The organism is Nocardia sp. XZ_19_231 (assembly GCF_015355705.1).
Classification (GTDB): domain Bacteria; phylum Actinomycetota; class Actinomycetes; order Mycobacteriales; family Mycobacteriaceae; genus Nocardia; species Nocardia salmonicida.
Genome location: NZ_JACUZI010000002.1, coordinates 672323 through 691923 on the forward strand (window position 1 = coordinate 672323; position 19601 = coordinate 691923).

Genomic DNA, 19601 nt, shown 5'->3' on the forward strand with positions numbered 1-19601 from the left:
GAGCTTGACCACCGAGAGTACGGGCTCGACTTCTCTGTCCGCGGCGCGCGAGGACCCCGCGCACAACAACCTCTTCGTCCGGGGAATTCACCTGGTGGAGAGGTTTTTTCATCCGGATTACGTCGGCCTGATCGTGGCCACGATGTTCTTCGGACTGTCGCTGACACCCTCGCTGCTACCGCGTGACTGGTTCTTCCAGGGGCTGCTCAGCGGGATCAACGCGACGATCGGCTACGGGCTCGGCTGCGCGCTGTCCTGGGTCTGGCGCAAGTGGATCGCGCCCCGGATCACCTGGCCGGCCCAAGTGTCCTCGGCCTGGAGCCGGCGGCCCGGCTGGCTGCTGGTGGCGGTGAAGGGCGCGATCGTGCTGGCGTGCCTGGTCTTCGCGGTGCTGATGAGCATCAAGTCCTCGCAGTGGCAGCGCGAGATCACCGATCTGATGGGAATGGCACCGGTGTCCGACGCCGGGTATCCGCGCACGGTGTTGCTCGGCGCGGTGGTGGTGGGTCTGCTGATCTGGATCTCGCGTCTGGTGGTTCGGCTGGTCCGCACGGTGGCGCGGGCGCTGAACCAGTGGGTGCGGATTCCGGCTGCGTTCGCGCGGCCGCTCGGGGTGATCGTCGTGGTGGTGGCCGCGGTGCTGTTGTTCAACGGTGTGTTGGCGAAAGGCTTTTTCGCCGTGGCCAACTCGGCGTTCAGCGCGCGCAACAGTCATACCTCGCCGAACGCGGTCCAGCCGACGCTGCCCGAACGTTCCGGTAGCCCCGACTCGTTGGCCAAGTGGGAAACGCTGGGTTCGGAGGGCCGATGGTTCGTGGCGAACGCGCCGACCGCCCTCGCGATCGGTGAGGTCACCGGAAAGCCCGCGCGCGAACCGATCCGGGTCTACGCGGGCCTGGAATCCGCGGACGGCGTCGAGGCGCAGACCGATGTGGCCGTCGCCGAACTGGAGCGCACCAAGGCTTTCGAACGCGAAGTGCTCGTGGTGATCAGTACCACCGGCACCGGCTGGGTCGATACGGCCAGCGCCGAGGCGGTCGAGCTGATGTTCGGCGGCGACACCGCGCTGGTGGCGACGCAGTACTCGTATCTGCCCAGCGCGCTGTCGTTCCTGTCCGACCGGGACAAGTCGATGACCATGGGGCGCACGCTGTTCGACAAGGTGTACGACCGCTGGTCCGTGCTGCCCGAAGACGCGAGGCCCAAGCTGCTCGTCTACGGCGAGAGCCTGGGTTCGCAAGGGTCGGAGGGCGCGTTCTCCGGTCTGGCCGATATCCGTAACCGCACCGACGGCGTGCTGTGGGTGGGGCCGCCCAACTCCAACCGGCTGTGGTCGGAATTCGTGATCAGGCGCGACCCAGGCACCGAGGAGATCACCCCGATCTACGCCGACGGAATGTCGGTGCGGTTCGCCGCGAGCGCCGATCAGCTCGCCCGGCCGTCGCCGATCTGGAACGACCCGCGCATCGTCTACCTGCAGCATGCCTCCGATCCGGTGGTGTGGTGGTCGCCGGATCTGCTGTTCAGCAGTCCGGACTGGTTGCGGGAGAAGCGCGGACCCGATGTGTCACCGGCGATGTCGTGGTACCCGATCGTCACGTTCTGGCAGGTGGCGGCGGATCTGCCCCGCGCGCAGACGGTGTCGGACGGGCACGGTCACAACTACGGCAATCTGCTGCCCGACACGTGGGCCGCGGTGGCCCAACCGCCGGACTACACACCGGAATTGGCCGCCCGGATCAGCGCGTTCATCGAAGAATCCATGGCCACCGAGCGTCAGCTGAAGTGACGAACCGCGCGGCGCCGAACCCCTCGATCGGCGCCGCGCGGTTGGCGTTCACGACACCGATTTGAACGGATTGTGTTCGGCGATCAGCTGTTCCAGCCGCGCCTCGTCGATCCGGCCGATCAGTGACTGGGTCTCCTGCTGGTCGCGCACGACCTTGGCGAGAGTGAAGCAGCTGGTCACCAGGAACAGGCCCGACATCGCCAGGAACGCGCGCTGCCAGCCGTCCAGCGGCAGGTAGGCGATTCCGGCGCCGGTCCCGAACAGGCTGACAGCGAAAGCGATCGCGGCCTGGGCCATGTAGGCCGAGGTGTTCTTCGGCTTGGTGTTTGTGCTCATGGTTCTCAGTGTGCTCAGCCGCGGCTTCGCGATCGCGCGTACAACTACTCGAGCGCGGTACGTAGTTTGTGAGCGGCTCCGCACTGACAAATCCGGTGATTGTCGGTAGCGGCGGCCATACTGAGGCGGTGACCGAGCGCGCTTCGACATCTGCGATGCTGCGTGCGCGCGGCGGCGTTGTCGTGCGGCGCATAGAGGCCGTGGTCGATCTGAACTATGTCGGATTGGTGTTGGCGACGCTGTTTTTCGGGCTGTCGGTGACGCCCTCGCTGGTGCCGCGTGACTGGCTGTTCCAGGGTCTGATCAGCGGGATCAACGCCGCGATCGGGTACGGGCTCGGCTGCGTGCTCGAATGGGTGTTCCGGCGGTGGGTGCGGGCTCGGATTCCGATTCCGAGCCCGTCCGATCGGGTGCGATACGTGCTCAAGGCGACCTTGCTGGTGGGGTGTGCGCTGATAGCGGCGGTGATGCTGGTGCAGTCGGCGCGGTGGCAGCGCGAGATCACCTCGCTGATGGGGATGGCGGGGACCACCACGCCCGCGTATCTGCGCACCGGGCTGCTCAGCGTGGCTGTCGGGGTGGCTGTGGTTGCCGCGTATCGGACGGTGCGCGTGATGGTGCTCGGGCTGGCTCGCCAGCTCAATCGGTGGGTGCGGGTGCCGCGAGAACTGGCGCCTGCCGCCGGGTTGCTGGTGCTGGTCGTCCTCACGGTGACGATGGTCAACGGTGTGGCCTCGCAGGCGTTCTTCGCGGTGGCCAACTCGGCGTTCAGCGTGCGCAACGACCGGACCACGCCGCACGCGGTGCAGCCTGTCGCGCCGGAGCGTTCGGGGAGCCCCGAGTCGCTCGCGCCGTGGCAGACGCTGGGGTTCGAGGGGCGGTGGTTCGTTTCCAACGGTCCGAGTGCGGCCGCGATCACCGAGGTGACGCGGAAGACCGCGCGCGAACCCGTTCGGGCCTACGTGGGGTTGGAGTCGGTGGCCAAGGGGCAGACCGCGGCGCAATTGGCTGTCGCCGAGCTCGAGCGGACCCGCGCCTTCGACCGTGAGGCGATGGTGGTGGTCACGACTACCGGAACCGGGTGGGTCAACGGGATGGCGGCGGCGGCCGTGGAATACCTCTACGGCGGCGATACGGCGATCGTCGCGACCCAGTTCTCGTATCTGCCCAGCGTGCTCTCGTTCCTGTCGGACCGGGAGAAGGCGGCCGCGGCCAGCCGGGAGCTGTTCGACGCGGTGTACGAGCGGTGGTCGGCGCAGCCGGAAGGGCATCGGCCGAAGTTGTTCGTCTACGGGGAGAGTCTCGGTTCGCAGGGGTCGGAGGAGGCTTTCGACGGGCTGGCCGAACTGCGCGAGGAGGTCGATGGCGCATTGTGGGTCGGCCCGCCGAACTCGAATCGGTTGTGGCGGCAGTTCGTCGATCGCCGCGATCCGGGTTCGCCCGAGGTGGCGCCGGTGTACGCGGACGGGCTCGTCGTTCGATTCGCCGATGACGCAACGGATTTCGACAGTGCGGAGCCGTGGCGCGAACCCCGCATCGCCTACCTGCAACATCCCTCCGACCCGATCGTGTGGTGGTCGGCCGATCTGATCTTCACCCAGCCGGATTGGTTGAGCGAGCCACGCGGTTCCGATGTGTCGACCCAGATGCGGTGGGCGCCTTTCGTGACGTTCTGGCAGGTCACGGCCGATCTCACGAACGCGCAGGGGGTCGTCGACGGGCACGGGCATCGGTACGGGAGCTTGGTGCTCGACGGATGGTTGGCCGTCGCGGCGCCGCCCGGGGTGGACGGCGATGTCATCGAAAGGATCCGTGCCGCACTGGAATCAGCGGAAACCTACGAGCGCGAGGTGAAGTGAGGCGACTCGAAAGTGCTGCGGCGCTGATTCTTCCGCTGCTGTGGAGCAACCGGGTTCTGCCCGCTCTCGATCTGTCTTTGCGCGGCCGCACCGTCGCGAACACAGTCTTCGCGACGGGATATACCAAGCTTTTCCGTGGTAGCCCGAACTGGTTGTCGCCCAGCGGTTTCCGATGGGGTCTCGCGAGCGCGGGTGTCGTCCTCACCGGCTACGCCGTTGCCCTGGCGATCCCGTCCCTGCGACGCCTTCCACTCGAAATCGCCGTTCGGGCACCAGAAACCTCGACCCTCGAATGGATAGCCCTTCACATCCCCGTCGGTACCGTCCTGGCCGAAGAAGCGATCTTCCGGGGGACTCTCGATCCCTTACTCGCCGAGAGCATCGGCCCACCGGCTCCTGTGATCAGCGCCCTCGACTTCGGCCTCTGGCACATCCAACCGGCAAGAGCCGCAGAAGATCCGGTATTCCCGACGGTCGCGGCCACCACCCTGGCCGGGCTCGTCTTCACCGAACTTCGCCGTCGGTCGGGCAGTGCCACCGCACCCGCGCTCCTGCATCTGGCGATCAATGCCGGGGGAGCGCTCGCGCCCACCGCCGCCCGGTGGGTCGACGGGCTGAGGCGCTAGCGCGGCTCAGGCCGTGGCGACGAAACCGGCGACGGCCTCGGTGAAGGCGTCGTTGTCGTCGCCCGCGGCGGTGTGGGCGGCCGCGCTGATCTCGGCGAGGCGGGCATGCGGTGCGAGAGCGAGGAAGGCCGCGGCGCCCTCGTCGCTGACGACATCGGACTTGCCGCCGCGGATCAGCAGGACCGGGATGGTCAAGGCCTCAGCGGCGGCTTCCATCTCGACGATGCGGGCATCAGGATCTTCGTTGACGTCGCTGATCAGGTCCGGGTCCCAGTGCCAGTACCAGCGGCCGTCACGCTCGCGCAGGTTGCGCAGGAGGCCGTCGGCATTGTCGGGGCGCGGGCGGTGCGGCAGGTAGGCGGCGACCGCGTCGGCCACCTGGTCGAGGGTGTCGAAGCCGTCGCGGTGCTTGCCGAGGAAGTCCATGACGCGGCTCACGCCCGCGGATTCCGAGCGGGGCACGATGTCGACCAGCACCAGCGCGCGGATCGCGCTGCCCCCCGGTCTCGCCGTGGCGAGCAGCCCCGTGATCCCGCCCATGCTCGCCCCGACGACCACCGCACCCGCGTCCGGCGTCGCGCCGAGCTGTTCGAGGACGGCGTGCAGGTCGCCCACCATCGCGGTCCTGCCGTAGTCGGCGGTCGGCGACCAATCGCTGTCACCGTGCCCGCGCGCGTCCACGGTGACAACCCGCATCCCCGCCGCCGCGAGCGCCCGCCCGGTCCGCTTCCACGAATACCGGTTCTGCCCACCACCGTGCAGCATCACGACCAACGGGCCGTCCTCCGCACCGAAGCTGTCGGCGACCAGGGTGAGCCCGTCAGCACTGCGCAATCGCAACGTGGTCGGCTCATGGGGACCGGTGACACTCATAGGACGAATGTACGACGCGCCCCACGTTCCGGCACCGCCGGGCATTCGATCGGTCGGCGGCGTTGCCATGTCACCAGCGGTCGTCTCGGTAGACCTCGAGGTGGTAGGTGGTCATGGTTGTCTTCTGTGTCGGTGGTGCTCGGTAGCTTTTGGGGATGGTGCGACAGAGCGTGGATGCGGCCGAGGTGCGGGCGGCTGTGTTGGACGTGGGGGAGTGGTTGCGGGATCCGGCGTTGCCCGTGCCGGGGCGGCGGGAGTTGGGGGCGGCGGTGAAGGGGACGGTGCGGGCGTTGGCGGGGAGTGCGCCGGGGCATTCGGTGGAGGTTCGGGTGCCGCCGTTCGTTGCCGTGCAATGCATCGAGGGGCCTCGGCATACCAGGGGGAACCCGCCGAATGTGGTGGAGACCGATCCGCGGACGTGGTTGTTGCTGGCCACGGGGCTGTTGACGTTCGAGGCGGCGGCCGAGTCCGGTGCGTTGACGGCCTCGGGGACCAGGGCGGGGGAGATCGCGGGGTGGCTGCCGATCGTGGCTTTGCCCGCGCGGCCCGACCCGGCTGCCGGGTAGCGGCAACCGGGTCAGGGCTCAAGCGGCCGTGGTGTGCTTACGGTGCAGGCCCTTGGAGTCGTAGTAGCGGGTGATGATCGTGCCCGCGACGACGGCGATCGTGATGCCGAGCAGCGACATCCAGATGCCGCGGTCGAGACCGGATGCGTAGCCCGCATCGAAGTACAGGATCGAGCGGACGCCGAGGAATACCTGGTGCATCGGCTCGAATTCGGCGAGCCACGCGAGGTATGTCGGGGTCGCCTCGATCGGTACGGTGCCGCCGGAGGACGGCAGACCGAGGATGATGAACAGCGTCAGGTTCACCAGCAGCCCCGCGGTGCCCAGGGCGGCCAGCGTCATCAGGGCGGTCCAGCCGACCGCGATCATGGCGAGCACCGAGAACAGGACCAGGGCCAGCGGATTTTCGATCGGCATGCCGACCGACTTGCCGACCAGCAGGAACACCAGCGAGGTGATGACCGCGACCAGCGCCGATACCCCCCACTTGATGAGCAGAGTCCGAAAGCGCGAGATCGGGGTCGGCGGATAGTGCACCGACCACGGGCCGTACTCGGTGGGGAGGAAACCGAGTTGGGCATCGACCATCGTGTGGATCACCATCGCCCCGACCATGCCGGCCAGCAGCAGCAGCAGCGAGTAGAAGAACGCCGTCAGGCCGATACCGGTGCCGCTCGGCAGCGGACGGAAGTCCTGCGCGACCACGTCGATCGGACTCTCGAGGGTGAGCATCGCCGCGCCGGACACCTGCGGCGGCGGTGCGCCCGCCGGCGTCTCGGCCAGGGTGGCCCGTACCTGCTCGGTCAGTTGCAGGCCGACCTGTTTGTCGACCTCGGTCAGCGCCTGGTCGCCGATGCGCTGCATGATCCCGACGCCGTAGGCGCCCATGCGCGGGTTGGCTTGCAGGGTGATGATCGGCCGTTCCATCTCGCCGGGCACGATGCTGCCCGTACCGAGAATGCCCAGGCGTTTGCTGAAATCGCCGGGGATGATGATCGCGCCGTAGACCTGTCCGGTGCGCAGCAGCTGTTCGGACTCCGATTTTCCGACGACGTGCAGTTTTACCTTGTCGGCGGGGATGCCTGCGACGAGTGCGTCCGCGACCTGCTTGCCGAAATCGACCTGCTTTGCCTGCTCGCCCGAACCCATGACGTCGCCGACATCGGAATTGACCAGCGCGATCGGGAAGTCGTGCAGATTCTTCTCCGGGTCGGCGATATAGCCGAGGTACATCACCCCGAGCAGGGCGGTGAGCAGGGTCAGCACCGCAGTGGGCGAGAGCACGATCCGAGCCCAGTGACGCCGACCGAAGATCGGTGTGGTGAACGTCGCTTCGCTCGCGGGCGTCTGCTCGGGATCAATCGGCTTCGCGTTGGTGTTCTCACTATCCGACCCGGTTCCACCGGCTGCAACGTGTGCACTGTCGTCCGTCGTCACGATCCGCACCGTAACAGCTCTTTGTGGTGATCGGCGGGTTCGTGACCGGCGGATTGCTGCCGGGATGCGAGCGCGCGTACTACCTGCCCATGATTCACCCGTAGACTGACTAGTGCGCCCAGCCCTACGCAACACAGGGAGTAAAGGTCGACGCATCCGTGCACTGACTCGACACTCCCCCAGCCCGCCCGAACAGGGAGCAAACGGTGACCGACGTCGATCCCACGATCGTCCCCACGCCCAATACCCCCGACGAGATCGAAAACGACCCTCGCGAGGAGTGTGGCGTCTTCGGCGTCTGGGCTCCCGACGAAGACGTGGCCAAGCTCACTTACTACGGCCTGTACGCCCTGCAGCATCGCGGGCAGGAGGCGGCCGGAATCGCCGTTTCCGATGGTGCCCAGATCCTCGTCTTCAAGGATCTCGGCCTGGTCTCCCAGGTTTTCGACGAGCAGACTCTCGCGGCCATGCCGGGGCATATCGCCGTCGGACACTGTCGCTACTCCACTACCGGTGGAGTCACCTGGGAGAACGCGCAGCCGATATTCCGCACCACCTCGGTCGGCTCCGGCCTGGCGCTCGGCCACAACGGCAACCTGGTGAACACCGCTGAATTGGCCGGTCGCGCACGCGAACTCGGCCTGATCGGCACCGGTGTGATCGATGGCCGCCCGCAGATGACCGGCGCCACCTCCGACTCCGACATCGTCACCGCGCTGCTGGCGCACGCCTCGGCGGACTCCAGCATCGAGGCCGCGGCGATGGAATTGCTGCCGCAGTTGCGCGGGGCGTTCTGCCTCACCTTCATGGACGAGCACACTCTCTACGCCGCGCGTGACCCGCACGGCGTGCGCCCGTTGGTGCTCGGCAGGCTCGATCGAGGCTGGGTCGTCGCGTCCGAGACCGCCGCGCTCGACATCGTCGGCGCCGCGTTCGTCCGTGAGATCGAGCCGGGCGAGCTGCTGGCCATCGACTCCGAGGGCGTGCGCTCGATGCGCTTCGCCAACCCCGAACCCAAGGGTTGCGTCTTCGAGTACGTCTACCTGGCCCGTCCCGACACCACGATCGCCGGACGCTCGGTGCACTCCACCCGTGTGGAGATCGGCCGCAAGCTGGCCAAGGAGCATCCGGTCGACGCCGATCTGGTGATCCCGGTGCCAGAGTCGGGCACGCCCGCCGCGGTCGGTTACGCCCAGGGCTCCGGCATTCCGTACGGCCAGGGTCTGATGAAGAACGCCTATGTGGGGCGCACCTTCATCCAGCCCAGCCAGACGATTCGTCAGCTGGGTATCCGGCTCAAGCTCAACCCGTTGAAGGAAGTTATCCGCGGCAAGCGGCTGATCGTCGTCGACGACTCCATCGTGCGCGGCAACACCCAGCGCGCGCTGATCCGCATGCTGCGCGAGGCCGGTGCGCTCGAGATCCATGTGCGCATCGCGTCGCCGCCGGTGAAATGGCCCTGCTTCTACGGCATCGACTTCGCCTCGCGCGCTGAGCTGATCGCCAACGGCACCGGCGCCGACGACAGCTACGCCGACATGGTCGAGAACGTGCGCCGCTCCATCGGCGCCGACACCCTCGGTTACGTCTCCACCGAGGGCATGATCGCCGCCACCGAACAGCCGCGCTCGCGACTGTGCACCGCCTGCTTCACCGGTGACTACCCGATCGAACTGCCGCCAGAGGCAGCGATCGGCAAGAACGTGCTCGAGGGGATGCTCTCGGGCAAGGCCGAGTCGAAGCTGCTCGGCGAGAACGCCAATGTGGATGCGCTCAGTCGTCCCTGACGCTGCGCAAGAGGGGTCGGACAGGATAAACCTGGTCGGCCCCTTTTGTGTTGTGTACGAAGGTAATTCCGGTAACCGGTAATTTCGTAAGATTAGTTCATAACATGGCGGCAATAATTCCGACCATTTGAAACTGGGCGGTAATGGTTCACCTGTACGGTCCCTCGTTATATCGCTAGCTCACCATGTAGTCGTCGCCCCTGTGATCCGGGGGCGACGGCTGCGCGGCGTTCGAGAATGGGACCTGATGTTGAACAAGGCACGAAGCATGCGCGCGAAACGAATTGCCGCGGTGGGGATTACCGCCGCTGTCGCCGCCGCGCTGGCCGGTTGCGGCTCCGGCCGCACTGATGAAGCGGGCTCCGGTGCGGGCCTGGTCGTCGGCACCACCGACAAGATCTTCTCGCTCGACCCCGCCGCGGCGTACGACAACGGTTCGCTGCTGGTGGAGAACCAGATCTATTCGTATCTGCTGAACTTCGCACCGGGCGATACCACGCCCAAACCTGATGCGGCGGAAAAGTGCGAATTCACCACTCCGACGGTTTACACCTGCAAGATCAAATCCGGGCTGAAATTCGCCAGTGGTAACCCGTTGACCGCCAAGAGCGTGAAGTTCTCCTTCGACCGGATGGTGAAGATCAACGATCCGCACGGTCCGGCGTCGCTGCTCGGCAATCTCGACAAGACCGATGTGGTCGACGATCTCACCGTCGCGTTCACGCTCAAGGTCGCCAATGATCAGACCTTCCCGACGATCCTGCCGACCCAGGCCGGCCCGATCGTCGACGAGTTGGTGTTCCCGGCCGACAAGGTCGCCACCGACGACGAGGTCGTCGCGGGCAAGGGCTACTCCGGCCCGTACACGATCTCCAGCTACGACAAGAACAAGCTGGTGGAATACCGGGCCAATCTCGATTACCAGGGCATCCTCGGCACGCCGAAGACCGCGACGGTGTCGACCAAGTACTACGCCACCTCCGACAATCTGAAGCTGGACCTGCAGAACGGCGCCATCGACGTCGGTTACCGCTCGTTCACCCCCACCGACATCGACTCCCTGCGGGCCGATTCCAAGGTGAAGGTCACCGACGGTCCCGGCGGCGAGCTGCGCTACGTGGTGTTCAACATGAACACCATGCCGGGCAATACGCCGGAGCAGAAGTTGGCCGTGCGCAAGGCATTCGCGTCCTCCGTCGACCGTGAGGCGCTGGCCAACGGCGTCTACAAGGGCACTTACCAGCCCGCCTTCGGCTACGTGCCCGCAGGCATGGCCGGGTCGGCCGAGCCGCTGAAGGATCTCTACGGCGCCAAGCCCGACAAGGTCGCCGCCGCGAAGTTCCTCGCCGAAGCGGGCGTCGCCACGCCGGTGACACTGAACCTGCAGTACAACCCCGACCACTACGGCTCCAGCTCCTCGGAGGAGTACGCGGCGGTCAAGTCCCAGCTCGAGGCCTCGGGTCTGTTCAAGGTGAACCTGCAGTCCACCGAGTGGGTGACCTACCAGAAGGAGCGCGCCTCCGACGGGTACCCGATGTACCAGTTCGGCTGGTTCCCGGACTTCCCGGACGCCGACAACTACCTGACGCCGTTCTTCGGCCCGAACAACTTCCTGCAGTCGCACTTCGAGAACCCCGGCATCAACGCCCAGCTCACCGCCGAGGCCACCGAGTCCGACGCGACCAAGCGGATCGAGTTGCTGAAGAAGATCCAGGCCGATCTCGCGCAGAACCATCTGCCGACCCTGCCGTTGCTCTCGGGTAAGCAGGTCGCGGTGTCGAAGCCGGGCGTCACCGGTGTGGATCAGACCCTCGACGGCTCCTTCAAGTTCCGGTTCACGGTCCTGAGCAAGTGAGTGACGTTGCCGCTGCGCCCGGATCACCGATCCGGGCGCAGCGTTTCGGGTGGATGCGCGGCGGGGGTTCCCGCCAGGTGGCTTTGCTGCGGTACCTGCTGATTCGGCTGTTGCTGATTATGCCGACCGCGTGGTTGCTGGTGACAGTGGTGTTCTTCCTGATGCGGGTGATCGGTGACCCGATCAGCGCGGCCATGGGTGGCCGACTGACCCAGGATCAGATCGAGGATCGCAAGGAAGCCGCAGGGCTCAATCGCCCTATCCTGACGCAGTATTGGGAGTACATCACCGGCTTCCTGCACGGTGATTTCGGACGGACACAGGACAACCAGGCGATCAGCGATGTGGTGATCACCTACGGTGCCGCTACTTTCGAACTCGTCTTCTGGGGCCTGCTCGTCGCGTTCGCCGTCGGCGTCCCGCTGGGCAGATACGCTGCGACACATCGGGATACACCCTCGGACGCGTTGCTGCGGTTCTCCGCGGTGCTGGCCTACGCGGCGCCGGTGTTCTTCGTGGGCATGCTGTTCAAGCTGATCTTCTCGGTGTGGCTCGGCTGGTTTCCGGTCGGTGGCCGCGCCAGCACGGATGTAGAGCTTGCGCTGCAACATGTGTCGCCGAAGACGAATGTCCTGATCATCGATGCGATCCTCTACGGCGAACCGTCCTATGTGCTCGACGTACTCGAACACGCGGTGCTGCCCGCGGTGGCGCTCGGCTTGCTCACCGGCGGCATCTTCCTGCGGCTGGTGCGGGTGAACCTGATCCAGACGCTGCGCAGTGATTTCGTCGAGGCGGCGCGGGCGCGGGGGTTGTCCACGCGGGTGGTCACCGGCAGGCACGCGGTGCGCAACGCGCTGATCCCGATCATCACGGTGATGGGCATGTGCATCGCGATGATGCTCGGCGGCGCGGTGCTCACCGAGACCACGTTCGAATGGAAAGGCTTGGGCTATCAGCTCGCCGAGTATCTGCGGGCGCGCGACTTCATCGCGGTGCAGGGCATCGTGGCGTTCATCGCGCTGGTCGTCGCGGTGATGAGCTTCGTCGTCGACGCCATCGTCGCGATGATCGACCCGAGGGTGAGGTTCTAGATGACCACCGCTGTGAAACGTCGGCGTCTGCCCCTCGCCGAGCTGCTGTCGAAAACCTCGGGGCTGCAACGAGTCACGCTCATCACCGGATTGGTGCTGGTCGGTGTGTTCGTGTTCGTCGCGGCGTTCGCGCCGTTGCTCGCGCCCTTCGGTCTGGCCCAGAACTCCGCTGACGGTGTGGCTTTCGTGCCGCAGCAGGGTCCGTCGGCCGAGCACTGGTTCGGTACGTCGGTGCGTAGCGAGGATGTGCTCTCCCGGGTGTTGTTCGGCGCGCGCACCGCGCTGCTGGTGATCGCGATCTCGGTAACGCTGTCGCTGCTGGTCGGCGTGCCGCTCGGCCTGCTGTCGGGGTTCGTGGGGCGCTGGATCGACAAGACGCTGGTGCTGATCATGGACGCCATCTACGCGTTTCCGTCGCTGCTGCTGGCCATCGTGGTGTCGATCGTCGTCGCCGGTGGTACGTCGAGCAGTCTCGGCGGCATGCTGTCGGCGGCCATCGCGATCACGGTTGTCTATGTGCCGCAGTACTTCCGGGTGGTGCGCAACGCGACGGTCGCGGTGAAGACCGAGCCGTACGTGGACGCGGCCCGGGTGACCGGCGCCTCGACGACGCGAATCATGTTCCGCCACATCCTGTCCAACGTCACCGGCTCGCTGCCGGTGATCGTCACGATCAATGCCGCCGACGCCATCCTCACCCTCGCCGCGCTCGGCTTCCTCGGGTTCGGCATCGAGCCGACCCAGGCCGCCGAATGGGGCTACGACCTGAACAAGGCGCTCAACGATGTCTCCAACGGCATCTGGTGGACCTCGATCTTTCCCGGAACCGCGATCGTGCTGGTCGTGCTCGGGATGACGCTGGTCGGCGAGAGCCTCGACGAAACGCTGAACCCGTTGCTGCGCACCAGGCGTGCGGTCACCTCGGCAGACAAGGAAACAGTCGATGAGTGAAAAGACCGCCGCACTGGCTGTTTCGGGACTGTCGGTCACCTTCTCGACCGACAGCGGACCCGTGAACGCGGTGCGCAATGTGTCCTACGAGGTGTTCCCGGGTGAGGTGCTCGCGATCGTCGGCGAGTCCGGGTCGGGCAAGTCGGTGAGTTCGCGCACCGCGATCGGGCTGCTGCCGCATTCGGCTTCGGTGCGCGGGCTGGTGACCATCGGCGATCGGCCGGTCACCTCGATGACCGAGCGGCAGCTCACCGCCCTGCGCGGTGGCGAGGTGTCGATGGTGTTCCAGGAACCGGCGCGTGCGCTCGACCCGCTGTTCACCGTCGGGTTCCAGATCTGTGAGGCACTGCGCGCCCACAGCGGCATGGGCCGAAAAGCCGCCAAGGCCAAGGCGATCGAGCTGCTGCGCACGGTCGGGCTGCCCGATCCCGAGCATCGCGTCGACTACTACCCGCATCAGCTCTCCGGCGGGCAGAAGCAGCGCGTGATGATCGCGATCGCCATCTCGTGCGAGCCGAAGGTGATCATCGCCGACGAGCCGACCACCGCGCTCGATGTCACCGTGCAGGCCGAGATCCTGGAACTGCTGCGCGATCTGCGCGACCGACTCGGCAGTGCGATCGTGCTGATCACCCACAACATGGGCGTGGTGGCCGACCTCGCCGATCGGGTGGTGGTGATGCGGGCGGGCGAGGTGGTCGAACAGGCGCCGGTGCACGAACTGTTCGCCAGTCCGAAGGCCGACTACACCAGGGCGCTGCTCGATGCCGTTCCGCATCTCGGTGCGGCGACCATCGAGCGGCCCACGATCGACCGGACCGCGGAGCCGGTGCTCGATGTGAAGGATCTGGTCGTCACGTTCCCCGGGCCGTTCGGTCGGCCGGCGTTTCGTGCGGTCGACGGCGTGAGCTTGCAGATCAGGCCGGGGGAGACCCTCGGCCTGGTCGGCGAGTCGGGGTCGGGCAAGTCGACCATCGGGCGCTGCGTGGCCGCGCTGCAACGGCCGAGCGAGGGGCACGTGCTGATTCGCGGGCAGGACATCGCGGATCTGTCCCAGCGCAAGCTGCGGCCGATCCGGCGGCGGTTCGGGTTCGTGTTCCAGGACCCGGCGGGTTCGCTCAACCCGCGCCTGACCGTCGGCGAATGCGTCGCCGAACCCCTGGTCGTGCACGGCATCGGCGACAAGGCGAGCATCCGCGCGCGGGTCAGGCACATGCTCGACGACGTGCAGCTGCCCGCGGGCACCGAGAATCGGTATCCGCACGAACTGTCCGGCGGACAGCGTCAGCGGGCGAGTCTGGCGCGGGCGCTGGTGCTCGACCCGGATCTGCTCGTCGCCGACGAGCCGACCAGCGCGCTCGATGTCTCGGTGCAGGCCGCGGTGCTCGAACTGTTCGCCGAACTACAGCGTGGGTGCGGTTGGGCGTGTCTGTTCATCAGCCACGACCTCGCCGTCGTCGACCAGCTCGCGGACCGGATCATGGTGCTGCGCCAGGGATCCTGCGTCGAGGAAGGCGACAACGAACAGATCCTGCGCGACCCCCAGCACGAGTACACCCGTCGCCTGGTTGCCGCCGTTCCGGTCCCCGACCCGGTCGAACAGCGGCGCCGCCGCGCCGAGATCGCCGCCACATTCGCCACTGAACCGGAACAATGAGCTGAGCCGCACGACAGCTGAACTGGCGGATCACTTAGAGTTACTAGGCATCTATCCGCCGATTCGGTTTGGAGCTTTCCCCCACAATGACTGAACAGACACCCAGCGGTGCAGGCGCTTCCTACGCTGCGGCAGGCGTGAGCATCGAAGCCGGTGACCGCGCCGTCGAATTGTTCGGACCATTGGCCAGGAAGGCCAGCCGACCCGAGGTACAGGGCGGCATCGGCGGCTTTGCCGGGCTGTTCGCGCTCAAGGGCGGATACCGGGAGCCGTTGCTCGCCGCCTCCACCGACGGTGTCGGCACCAAGATCGCCGTCGCCCAGGCGCTGGACAAGCACGACACCGTCGGGCTCGACCTGGTCGCCATGGTCGTCGACGACCTGGTGGTGTGTGGCGCCGAGCCGCTGTTCCTGCAGGACTACATCGCCATCGGCAAGGTGATCCCGGAGAAGGTCGCCGAGCTGGTCTCCGGCATCGCCGAGGGTTGCATCAAGGCCGGTTGCGCGCTGCTCGGTGGCGAGACCGCCGAGCACCCGGGTCTGATGGATCCCGATGACTACGACCTGTCCGCCACCGGCGTCGGTGTCGTCGAGGCCGACGCGGTGCTCGGCCCCGACCGGGTGCGTCCCGGCGATGTCGTCATCGCGATGGGGTCGTCGGGCCTGCACTCCAACGGCTACAGCCTGGCGCGCAAGGTGCTGCTCGACATCGACCGGATGTCGCTCACCGGCTACGTCGAGGAGTTCGGCCGCACCCTCGGTGAGGAACTGCTCGAGCCGACCCGCATCTACGCCAAGGACTGCCTCGCGCTGATCGCCGAAACCGATGTGCGCACCTTCTCGCACGTCACCGGTGGCGGCCTGGCCGCCAACCTGGCCCGCGTGCTGCCCGCAGGCCTGGTGGCCGAGCTGGATCGTGGCACCTGGAACCCGGCGCCGGTGTTCAAGATGATCGCCCAGCGCGGACGCGTGGAGCGGATCGAGATGGAGAAGACGTTCAACATGGGCGTCGGCATGGTCGCGATCGTGGCGCCCGAGGACGCCGATCGTGCGCTGGCGGTGCTCACTGCCCGCCATATCGACTGCTGGACGCTGGGCCAGGTCAAGAAGGCCGCCGATGTCGCGGCGCCGCGTGCGGTGCTGCTGGGCGATCACCCCAGGTTCTGATCTTCTTAGTTACCACCGAGCCGGGTCGCGACGAGCGGCCCGGCTCGTGTGCGTCCCGGGTTTGTTCCGGCCACTGAGTGGCTAACCCATAGCTGGAGGGTTTGTGCCCGTCGGCTCGGGGTGGTCGGGGCCTCGAGGCGGCGAATACCTGAATACGCGACGAGCGTCCTGTGTGTGCACAGGACGCTCGTCGCGTATTCAGGTATTCGCCGTAACTGCTACTACGAGTCTGTCGTCACTCACCTGAGAACGGCTGGAAGGGGGAGGCCCTCAGGCCTCCCCCTTCGTCGCTGTCAGGTCAGCGGCGCCAGCTGTCGTAGCCGTCGTCCTCGTCGTTCCAACGAGACGGCGACTCGTCCGCATCATGCTCATCGGACAGCACTGCTCTACTCCTTGGTTGGGAGTAGGGCGAAGCATCGCTATCCGACAGCTCGCGCTGAAGGCTCGCGAAGTCGGTCGGCGCGGAGCTGTACTTGAGCTCACGTGCGACTTTGGTCTGCTTTGCCTTAGCCCGGCCACGGCCCATGGCTGACCCCCTCGCGTCACTGCGGGGCGGCCTGGGGTTTGTTGGCGGCCCCGTTCGAATTAAACTCTTCCTGACAGACACTTTAGCGTGTGTCAGAGCGTCGCGCTCCCAGGAGTGGGTGAAGACCTGGCGAAGCGCCCCCGTTTGCCCCTTCTTCGCCCAGACCGCCCGGTCTCAGAAGACTCCCGGAATCGCGCGGATCACACCGACTCTGGCGTCGCCGCCGAGCACCGCGGTGGCCGCGAGCCGGGTGTGCTGATCGGTCCACTCGACGCCGAGTTCGCGCAGAATCGCCAGCGTCAGCGGCATCCGGGCCCGATCGTGACCGTCTTCGATCTTGTACGCGAAGGCCCTTCCGTCGGGTAGCGCACCCGCGTGCACGCCGTCGGCGCCGATCTTGCAGAACAGTCCCGGGGTTGCCGACATGGCCGAGAGATCCGGGCCGCCGGTGCCGGAAATCACTCGTGGATTCGCCCGAACGGCGTCGGCGATCCGGCGCGGCGCGGTGCCGGACTCGGCCGTGGTGAAGCCGGCGAAGGCGCGCGCGAGGTTGATCAGGGAGACGGGCACGATCGGCAGGCCGCAGCCGTCGATACCCAGATCGGTCTCCGGTTCGCCGGTGACGTCGGCGACGGTGGCCAGCACCGCTTGCTGGATCGGGTGCTCGATCTCGAGGTATCCGGTGCGCGGCCAGTCGTTGATCGCGCAGGTCGCCAGCATCGCGGCGTGTTTGCCCGAACAATTCATGTACAGCGGGCTCTGGCCTTCGCCGGTGATCGCGGCGGCGCGGGCCGTTTCCTCGAAGGGCAGATCGGGTGGGCAGGCGAGGTCTTCGGCGGTGAAGCCGAAGCGGTCGAGCAGACGACGGACCAGGGCGATGTGGTCGGGTTCGCCGAAGTGGGAGGCGGTGGCGATGGCGAGCTCGTCGTCGTCGACGGGGTCGAAACCGTTGCGCAGCAGGGCCAATGCCTGCATCGGCTTGTTGGTGGAGCGCGGGAAGATCGGGCCGTGGATCTCGCCGAGTTCGAGGGTGGGGGTGCCGAAGGCGTCGAGGATGACGACGGATCCGCGGTGCACGCACTCACGAAAGCCGGAACGGACGACTTCGACCAATTCGACACTCATGCTGTCTCCCTTGGGCATGCTCGGGCGCCCTGCGTGGTTACGCGAGCTGCCGCCTCCGGGCGCTGACCGCTCATGCCTCGACCTCCACGGCGGTTCGGGTTCGGGTTCGGGTGTGGCGGTCGATCTGCATGTGAATGTCGGCGGAGATCGTCGGTTCTTCCGCGCGCAGGCGTTCGAGACGGGCTGGGTCGGCGCCGGTGAACAGGTCGCGCACGGTGATGCCGTGTTCGGGAACGTGGACGACGTGGACTTCGTCGCCCGCGCCGATCGTGCCCTCGGTGAGCACCCGGAAGTAGGCGCCGGTGTCGGATCGCAGGGCGAACCGCTTCACCCACCGCTGCTCGCCCGACCACTGCTGGAAGGTCGCGCAGGGCACCCGGGGCGCGCTGACCTCGAGCAGGGTGTCGCCGATCGCCCAGTGCGCGCCGAGCACCGCGTCGCTGACCGGCAGGCCGGTCAGGCGTAGGTTCTCGCCGAACCAGCCCGCGGGCAGTTCGCGGTCGAGTTCGCTCGCCCAGCGGCGGGCGTCTTCGTCGGCGTAGGCGTAGACGGCCTGGTCGATGCCGCCGTGGTGGGCGGTGTCGCAGACGTGGTCACCGTTGAGGCCTAGCGCGGCCACGGCTACCCGACCGTCGACAGGACGCTTGTCGATGGCCGTGCGGCCGACGCGGGTGCGCACCTCGATCTCGGCGTGGACGACGCACACGGCCTCGACGCGGCCGGTATCGCCGACGCGCATGACCGGACGGTTCATCGCCCGCGCAACCGGTTGACGGCGGCGCGCCCCGCCTGCTCGGTGTCGTCGGCGGGGATCGAGTCGGGGTCGATGGCCGCGGCCATGCTGCCGACCACCAGTTCGGTGCCCGCGGGGACCGAACGCTTGATCAGAGCCAGGGCGATCGGGCCGAGTTCGTAGTGGTCGACAACGGTGCCGAGGCGGCCGACGGTGCGGCCGGCCGCGGTCACGTCGTCACCGGTCGCCGGGCGCTCATCGGCCGAGCCGTCGAGGTGCAGCAGCACGAGATTGCGCGGGGGCTTGCCGAGGTTGTGGACCCTGGCCACGGTTTCCTGGCCGCGGTAGCACCCCTTGTTGAGGTGGACGGCCCCGTGCTCGTCGATGCCGCCGATCCAGCGTGCCTCGTGCGGGATGGTGCGTTCGTCGGTGTCGACGCCGATGCGGGGCCGCAGCGCGGCCACGCGCAGCGCCTCGTAGGCCCACATGCCCGCCGGAGCGGCTCCCGCCTCGGTGAGCCTGGTCCACCACGCCGAGAGCTCGGCACGGGGCACGATCAGATCGAAGGAGTCCGGCATCCGCCGCAGGAACCCACCACCGGGCAGAGCGGCCGCGACGTAGGTCTCGGGGAGTTGCGCGATGCCGAGCGCGTCGAGCAGCGTGTCCACTCGCGGGCCCAGCAGGCTCAGCACGGCGTGATCCGGCGCGTCCTCCGGCTTGGCGTCGGCCCAGAAGACCATTTTCTTGAGGAACGCCAGCAGCTCGGCGCCGCGGTCGGCCTCGGTATCGAGCCACAGGGTGCCGTCGAGGTCGGTGAGGACGAAATGATTGAGAACCCGGCCGTTGAGATCGAGGTCGAGGGTCTCGGCGCTGTGCGCGTCGGGCAGCGCGGCGATGTGCTGACTGGTGATGGTGTGCAGCCAGCTCAGGCGCTCGGCGCCGGTGATCTTGGCGAGGCTGCGGTGGGAGCGGTCCACGACCGCGACCTGCTGCGCGGCAGCCTTCTGCTCACCGAATGGGTCACCGTAATGCCAGGCGACCGCGGCGTCCGGAGTGTCGGGAGCACCCGCGACGGCACCCGGCGTATGGAGAACAGGACTGGGGACGACGACCTGTGACACGACACCCACTGTAGGCGCGTCTGCCGACATGCGCCGCACGCGGTCTTCTTCGCGACGCGCGTCGCGAGCTCGATTCGATGCAGCCATAGGCATAACAGAG

At 67.1% G+C, this 19601-nt stretch carries 17 protein-coding genes; 10 read left to right on the forward strand and 7 right to left on the reverse strand.

The window, feature by feature from the left end; all coding sequences use genetic code 11:
- Positions 1-4 precede the first annotated feature (4 nt).
- Positions 5-1789 carry an alpha/beta hydrolase gene (locus IBJ82_RS10440; protein ID WP_370585252.1) on the forward strand — a complete coding sequence of 595 codons (1785 nt, stop codon included), beginning with the start codon at positions 5-7 and terminating at the stop codon, positions 1787-1789.
- A gap of 48 nt (positions 1790-1837) precedes the next feature.
- On the opposite strand, the gene IBJ82_RS10445 is transcribed toward IBJ82_RS10440, so the two are convergent.
- On the reverse strand, positions 1838-2125 hold the full coding sequence (locus IBJ82_RS10445) for a YiaA/YiaB family inner membrane protein (RefSeq protein ID WP_056818759.1): 288 nt from the start codon (positions 2123-2125) through the stop codon (positions 1838-1840).
- 155 nt (positions 2126-2280) lie between these two features.
- Here IBJ82_RS10445 and IBJ82_RS10450 point away from each other — a divergent pair, with 155 nt between their 5' ends.
- Together IBJ82_RS10450 and IBJ82_RS10455 are read left to right on the forward strand one after the other, a co-directional pair.
- Positions 2281-3984, forward strand: coding sequence for an alpha/beta-hydrolase family protein (locus IBJ82_RS10450; protein ID WP_194826206.1), 1704 nt, complete (start codon positions 2281-2283; stop codon positions 3982-3984).
- Complete coding sequence (locus tag IBJ82_RS10455) at positions 3981-4610, forward strand: lysostaphin resistance A-like protein (protein WP_370585253.1); 630 nt, start codon at positions 3981-3983, stop codon at positions 4608-4610. The genes IBJ82_RS10450 and IBJ82_RS10455 overlap by 4 nt, the downstream gene beginning before the upstream one ends.
- A gap of 6 nt (positions 4611-4616) precedes the next feature.
- Here the strand turns inward: IBJ82_RS10455 and IBJ82_RS10460 are convergent, their stop codons facing one another.
- Positions 4617-5483 (reverse strand): alpha/beta fold hydrolase, encoded by an 867-nt coding sequence (locus IBJ82_RS10460; protein ID WP_194825720.1) that lies wholly within the window; start codon positions 5481-5483, stop codon positions 4617-4619.
- A 155-nt stretch (positions 5484-5638) separates the two neighbouring features.
- Here IBJ82_RS10460 and IBJ82_RS10465 point away from each other — a divergent pair, with 155 nt between their 5' ends.
- Positions 5639-6049: a sterol carrier family protein gene (locus IBJ82_RS10465; protein ID WP_194825721.1), complete on the forward strand. Its 411-nt coding sequence runs from the start codon at positions 5639-5641 to the stop codon at positions 6047-6049.
- A gap of 18 nt (positions 6050-6067) precedes the next feature.
- Here IBJ82_RS10465 and IBJ82_RS10470 read toward each other — a convergent pair whose 3' ends face one another.
- Positions 6068-7486 carry a YhgE/Pip domain-containing protein gene (locus tag IBJ82_RS10470; protein WP_370585254.1) on the reverse strand — a complete coding sequence of 473 codons (1419 nt, stop codon included), beginning with the start codon at positions 7484-7486 and terminating at the stop codon, positions 6068-6070.
- A gap of 206 nt (positions 7487-7692) precedes the next feature.
- Here IBJ82_RS10470 and purF point away from each other — a divergent pair, with 206 nt between their 5' ends.
- From purF to purM, 6 genes are all read left to right on the forward strand, one after another.
- Positions 7693-9273, forward strand: a complete 1581-nt coding sequence (gene purF / locus IBJ82_RS10475) for an amidophosphoribosyltransferase (RefSeq protein ID WP_194825723.1) — start codon at positions 7693-7695, stop codon at positions 9271-9273.
- Between the two features lie 268 nt (positions 9274-9541).
- Positions 9542-11128, forward strand: coding sequence for an ABC transporter substrate-binding protein (locus IBJ82_RS10480; RefSeq protein WP_228536829.1), 1587 nt, complete (start codon positions 9542-9544; stop codon positions 11126-11128).
- Between the two features lie 53 nt (positions 11129-11181).
- Positions 11182-12222, forward strand: coding sequence for an ABC transporter permease (locus IBJ82_RS10485; protein WP_194826208.1), 1041 nt, complete (start codon positions 11182-11184; stop codon positions 12220-12222).
- Positions 12223-13173 (forward strand): ABC transporter permease, encoded by a 951-nt coding sequence (locus IBJ82_RS10490; RefSeq protein WP_194825724.1) that lies wholly within the window; start codon positions 12223-12225, stop codon positions 13171-13173. It begins immediately after the preceding gene.
- Positions 13166-14830 carry an ABC transporter ATP-binding protein gene (locus IBJ82_RS10495; RefSeq protein WP_194825725.1) on the forward strand — a complete coding sequence of 555 codons (1665 nt, stop codon included), beginning with the start codon at positions 13166-13168 and terminating at the stop codon, positions 14828-14830. The genes IBJ82_RS10490 and IBJ82_RS10495 overlap by 8 nt, the downstream gene beginning before the upstream one ends.
- Positions 14831-14916: 86 nt before the next feature.
- Complete coding sequence (gene purM, locus IBJ82_RS10500) at positions 14917-15996, forward strand: phosphoribosylformylglycinamidine cyclo-ligase (RefSeq protein ID WP_056818742.1); 1080 nt, start codon at positions 14917-14919, stop codon at positions 15994-15996.
- Positions 15997-16294: 298 nt separating this feature from the next.
- On the opposite strand, the gene IBJ82_RS10505 is transcribed toward purM, so the two are convergent.
- The 4 genes from IBJ82_RS10505 to IBJ82_RS10520 all read right to left on the reverse strand — a co-directional run bounded on the left by IBJ82_RS10505 (position 16295) and on the right by IBJ82_RS10520 (position 19531).
- On the reverse strand, positions 16295-16522 hold the full coding sequence (locus tag IBJ82_RS10505) for a DUF3073 domain-containing protein (protein WP_082843622.1): 228 nt from the start codon (positions 16520-16522) through the stop codon (positions 16295-16297).
- Positions 16523-16696: 174 nt separating this feature from the next.
- Positions 16697-17647 carry an asparaginase gene (locus tag IBJ82_RS10510; RefSeq protein WP_194825726.1) on the reverse strand — a complete coding sequence of 317 codons (951 nt, stop codon included), beginning with the start codon at positions 17645-17647 and terminating at the stop codon, positions 16697-16699.
- A 70-nt stretch (positions 17648-17717) separates the two neighbouring features.
- A complete protein-coding gene (locus IBJ82_RS10515) occupies positions 17718-18386 on the reverse strand; it encodes an MOSC domain-containing protein (protein ID WP_194825727.1) in 669 nt (222 codons plus the stop codon).
- 11 nt (positions 18387-18397) lie between these two features.
- On the reverse strand, positions 18398-19531 hold the full coding sequence (locus tag IBJ82_RS10520; protein WP_194826209.1) for a folate-binding protein YgfZ: 1134 nt from the start codon (positions 19529-19531) through the stop codon (positions 18398-18400).
- Positions 19532-19601 lie beyond the last annotated feature (70 nt).

Excerpts from the sequence above, each read along its gene's own strand:
- IBJ82_RS10445 (WP_056818759.1), bottom strand. The coding sequence starts at position 2,125 with ATGAGCACAAACACCAAGCCGAAGAACACCTCGGCCTACATGGCCCAG.
- IBJ82_RS10450 (WP_194826206.1), top strand. The coding sequence starts at position 2,281 with ATGCTGCGTGCGCGCGGCGGCGTTGTCGTGCGGCGCATAGAGGCCGTG.
- IBJ82_RS10460 (WP_194825720.1), bottom strand. The coding sequence starts at position 5,483 with ATGAGTGTCACCGGTCCCCATGAGCCGACCACGTTGCGATTGCGCAGT.
- IBJ82_RS10465 (WP_194825721.1), top strand. The coding sequence starts at position 5,639 with ATGGTGCGACAGAGCGTGGATGCGGCCGAGGTGCGGGCGGCTGTGTTG.
- IBJ82_RS10480 (WP_228536829.1), top strand. The coding sequence starts at position 9,542 with ATGCGCGCGAAACGAATTGCCGCGGTGGGGATTACCGCCGCTGTCGCC.
- IBJ82_RS10485 (WP_194826208.1), top strand. The coding sequence starts at position 11,182 with ATGCGCGGCGGGGGTTCCCGCCAGGTGGCTTTGCTGCGGTACCTGCTG.
- IBJ82_RS10490 (WP_194825724.1), top strand. The coding sequence starts at position 12,223 with ATGACCACCGCTGTGAAACGTCGGCGTCTGCCCCTCGCCGAGCTGCTG.
- IBJ82_RS10495 (WP_194825725.1), top strand. The coding sequence starts at position 13,166 with ATGAGTGAAAAGACCGCCGCACTGGCTGTTTCGGGACTGTCGGTCACC.
- purM (WP_056818742.1), top strand. The coding sequence starts at position 14,917 with ATGACTGAACAGACACCCAGCGGTGCAGGCGCTTCCTACGCTGCGGCA.
- IBJ82_RS10505 (WP_082843622.1), bottom strand. The coding sequence starts at position 16,522 with ATGGGCCGTGGCCGGGCTAAGGCAAAGCAGACCAAAGTCGCACGTGAG.
- IBJ82_RS10510 (WP_194825726.1), bottom strand. The coding sequence starts at position 17,647 with ATGAGTGTCGAATTGGTCGAAGTCGTCCGTTCCGGCTTTCGTGAGTGC.
- IBJ82_RS10515 (WP_194825727.1), bottom strand. The coding sequence starts at position 18,386 with ATGCGCGTCGGCGATACCGGCCGCGTCGAGGCCGTGTGCGTCGTCCAC.
- IBJ82_RS10520 (WP_194826209.1), bottom strand. The coding sequence starts at position 19,531 with ATGTCGGCAGACGCGCCTACAGTGGGTGTCGTGTCACAGGTCGTCGTC.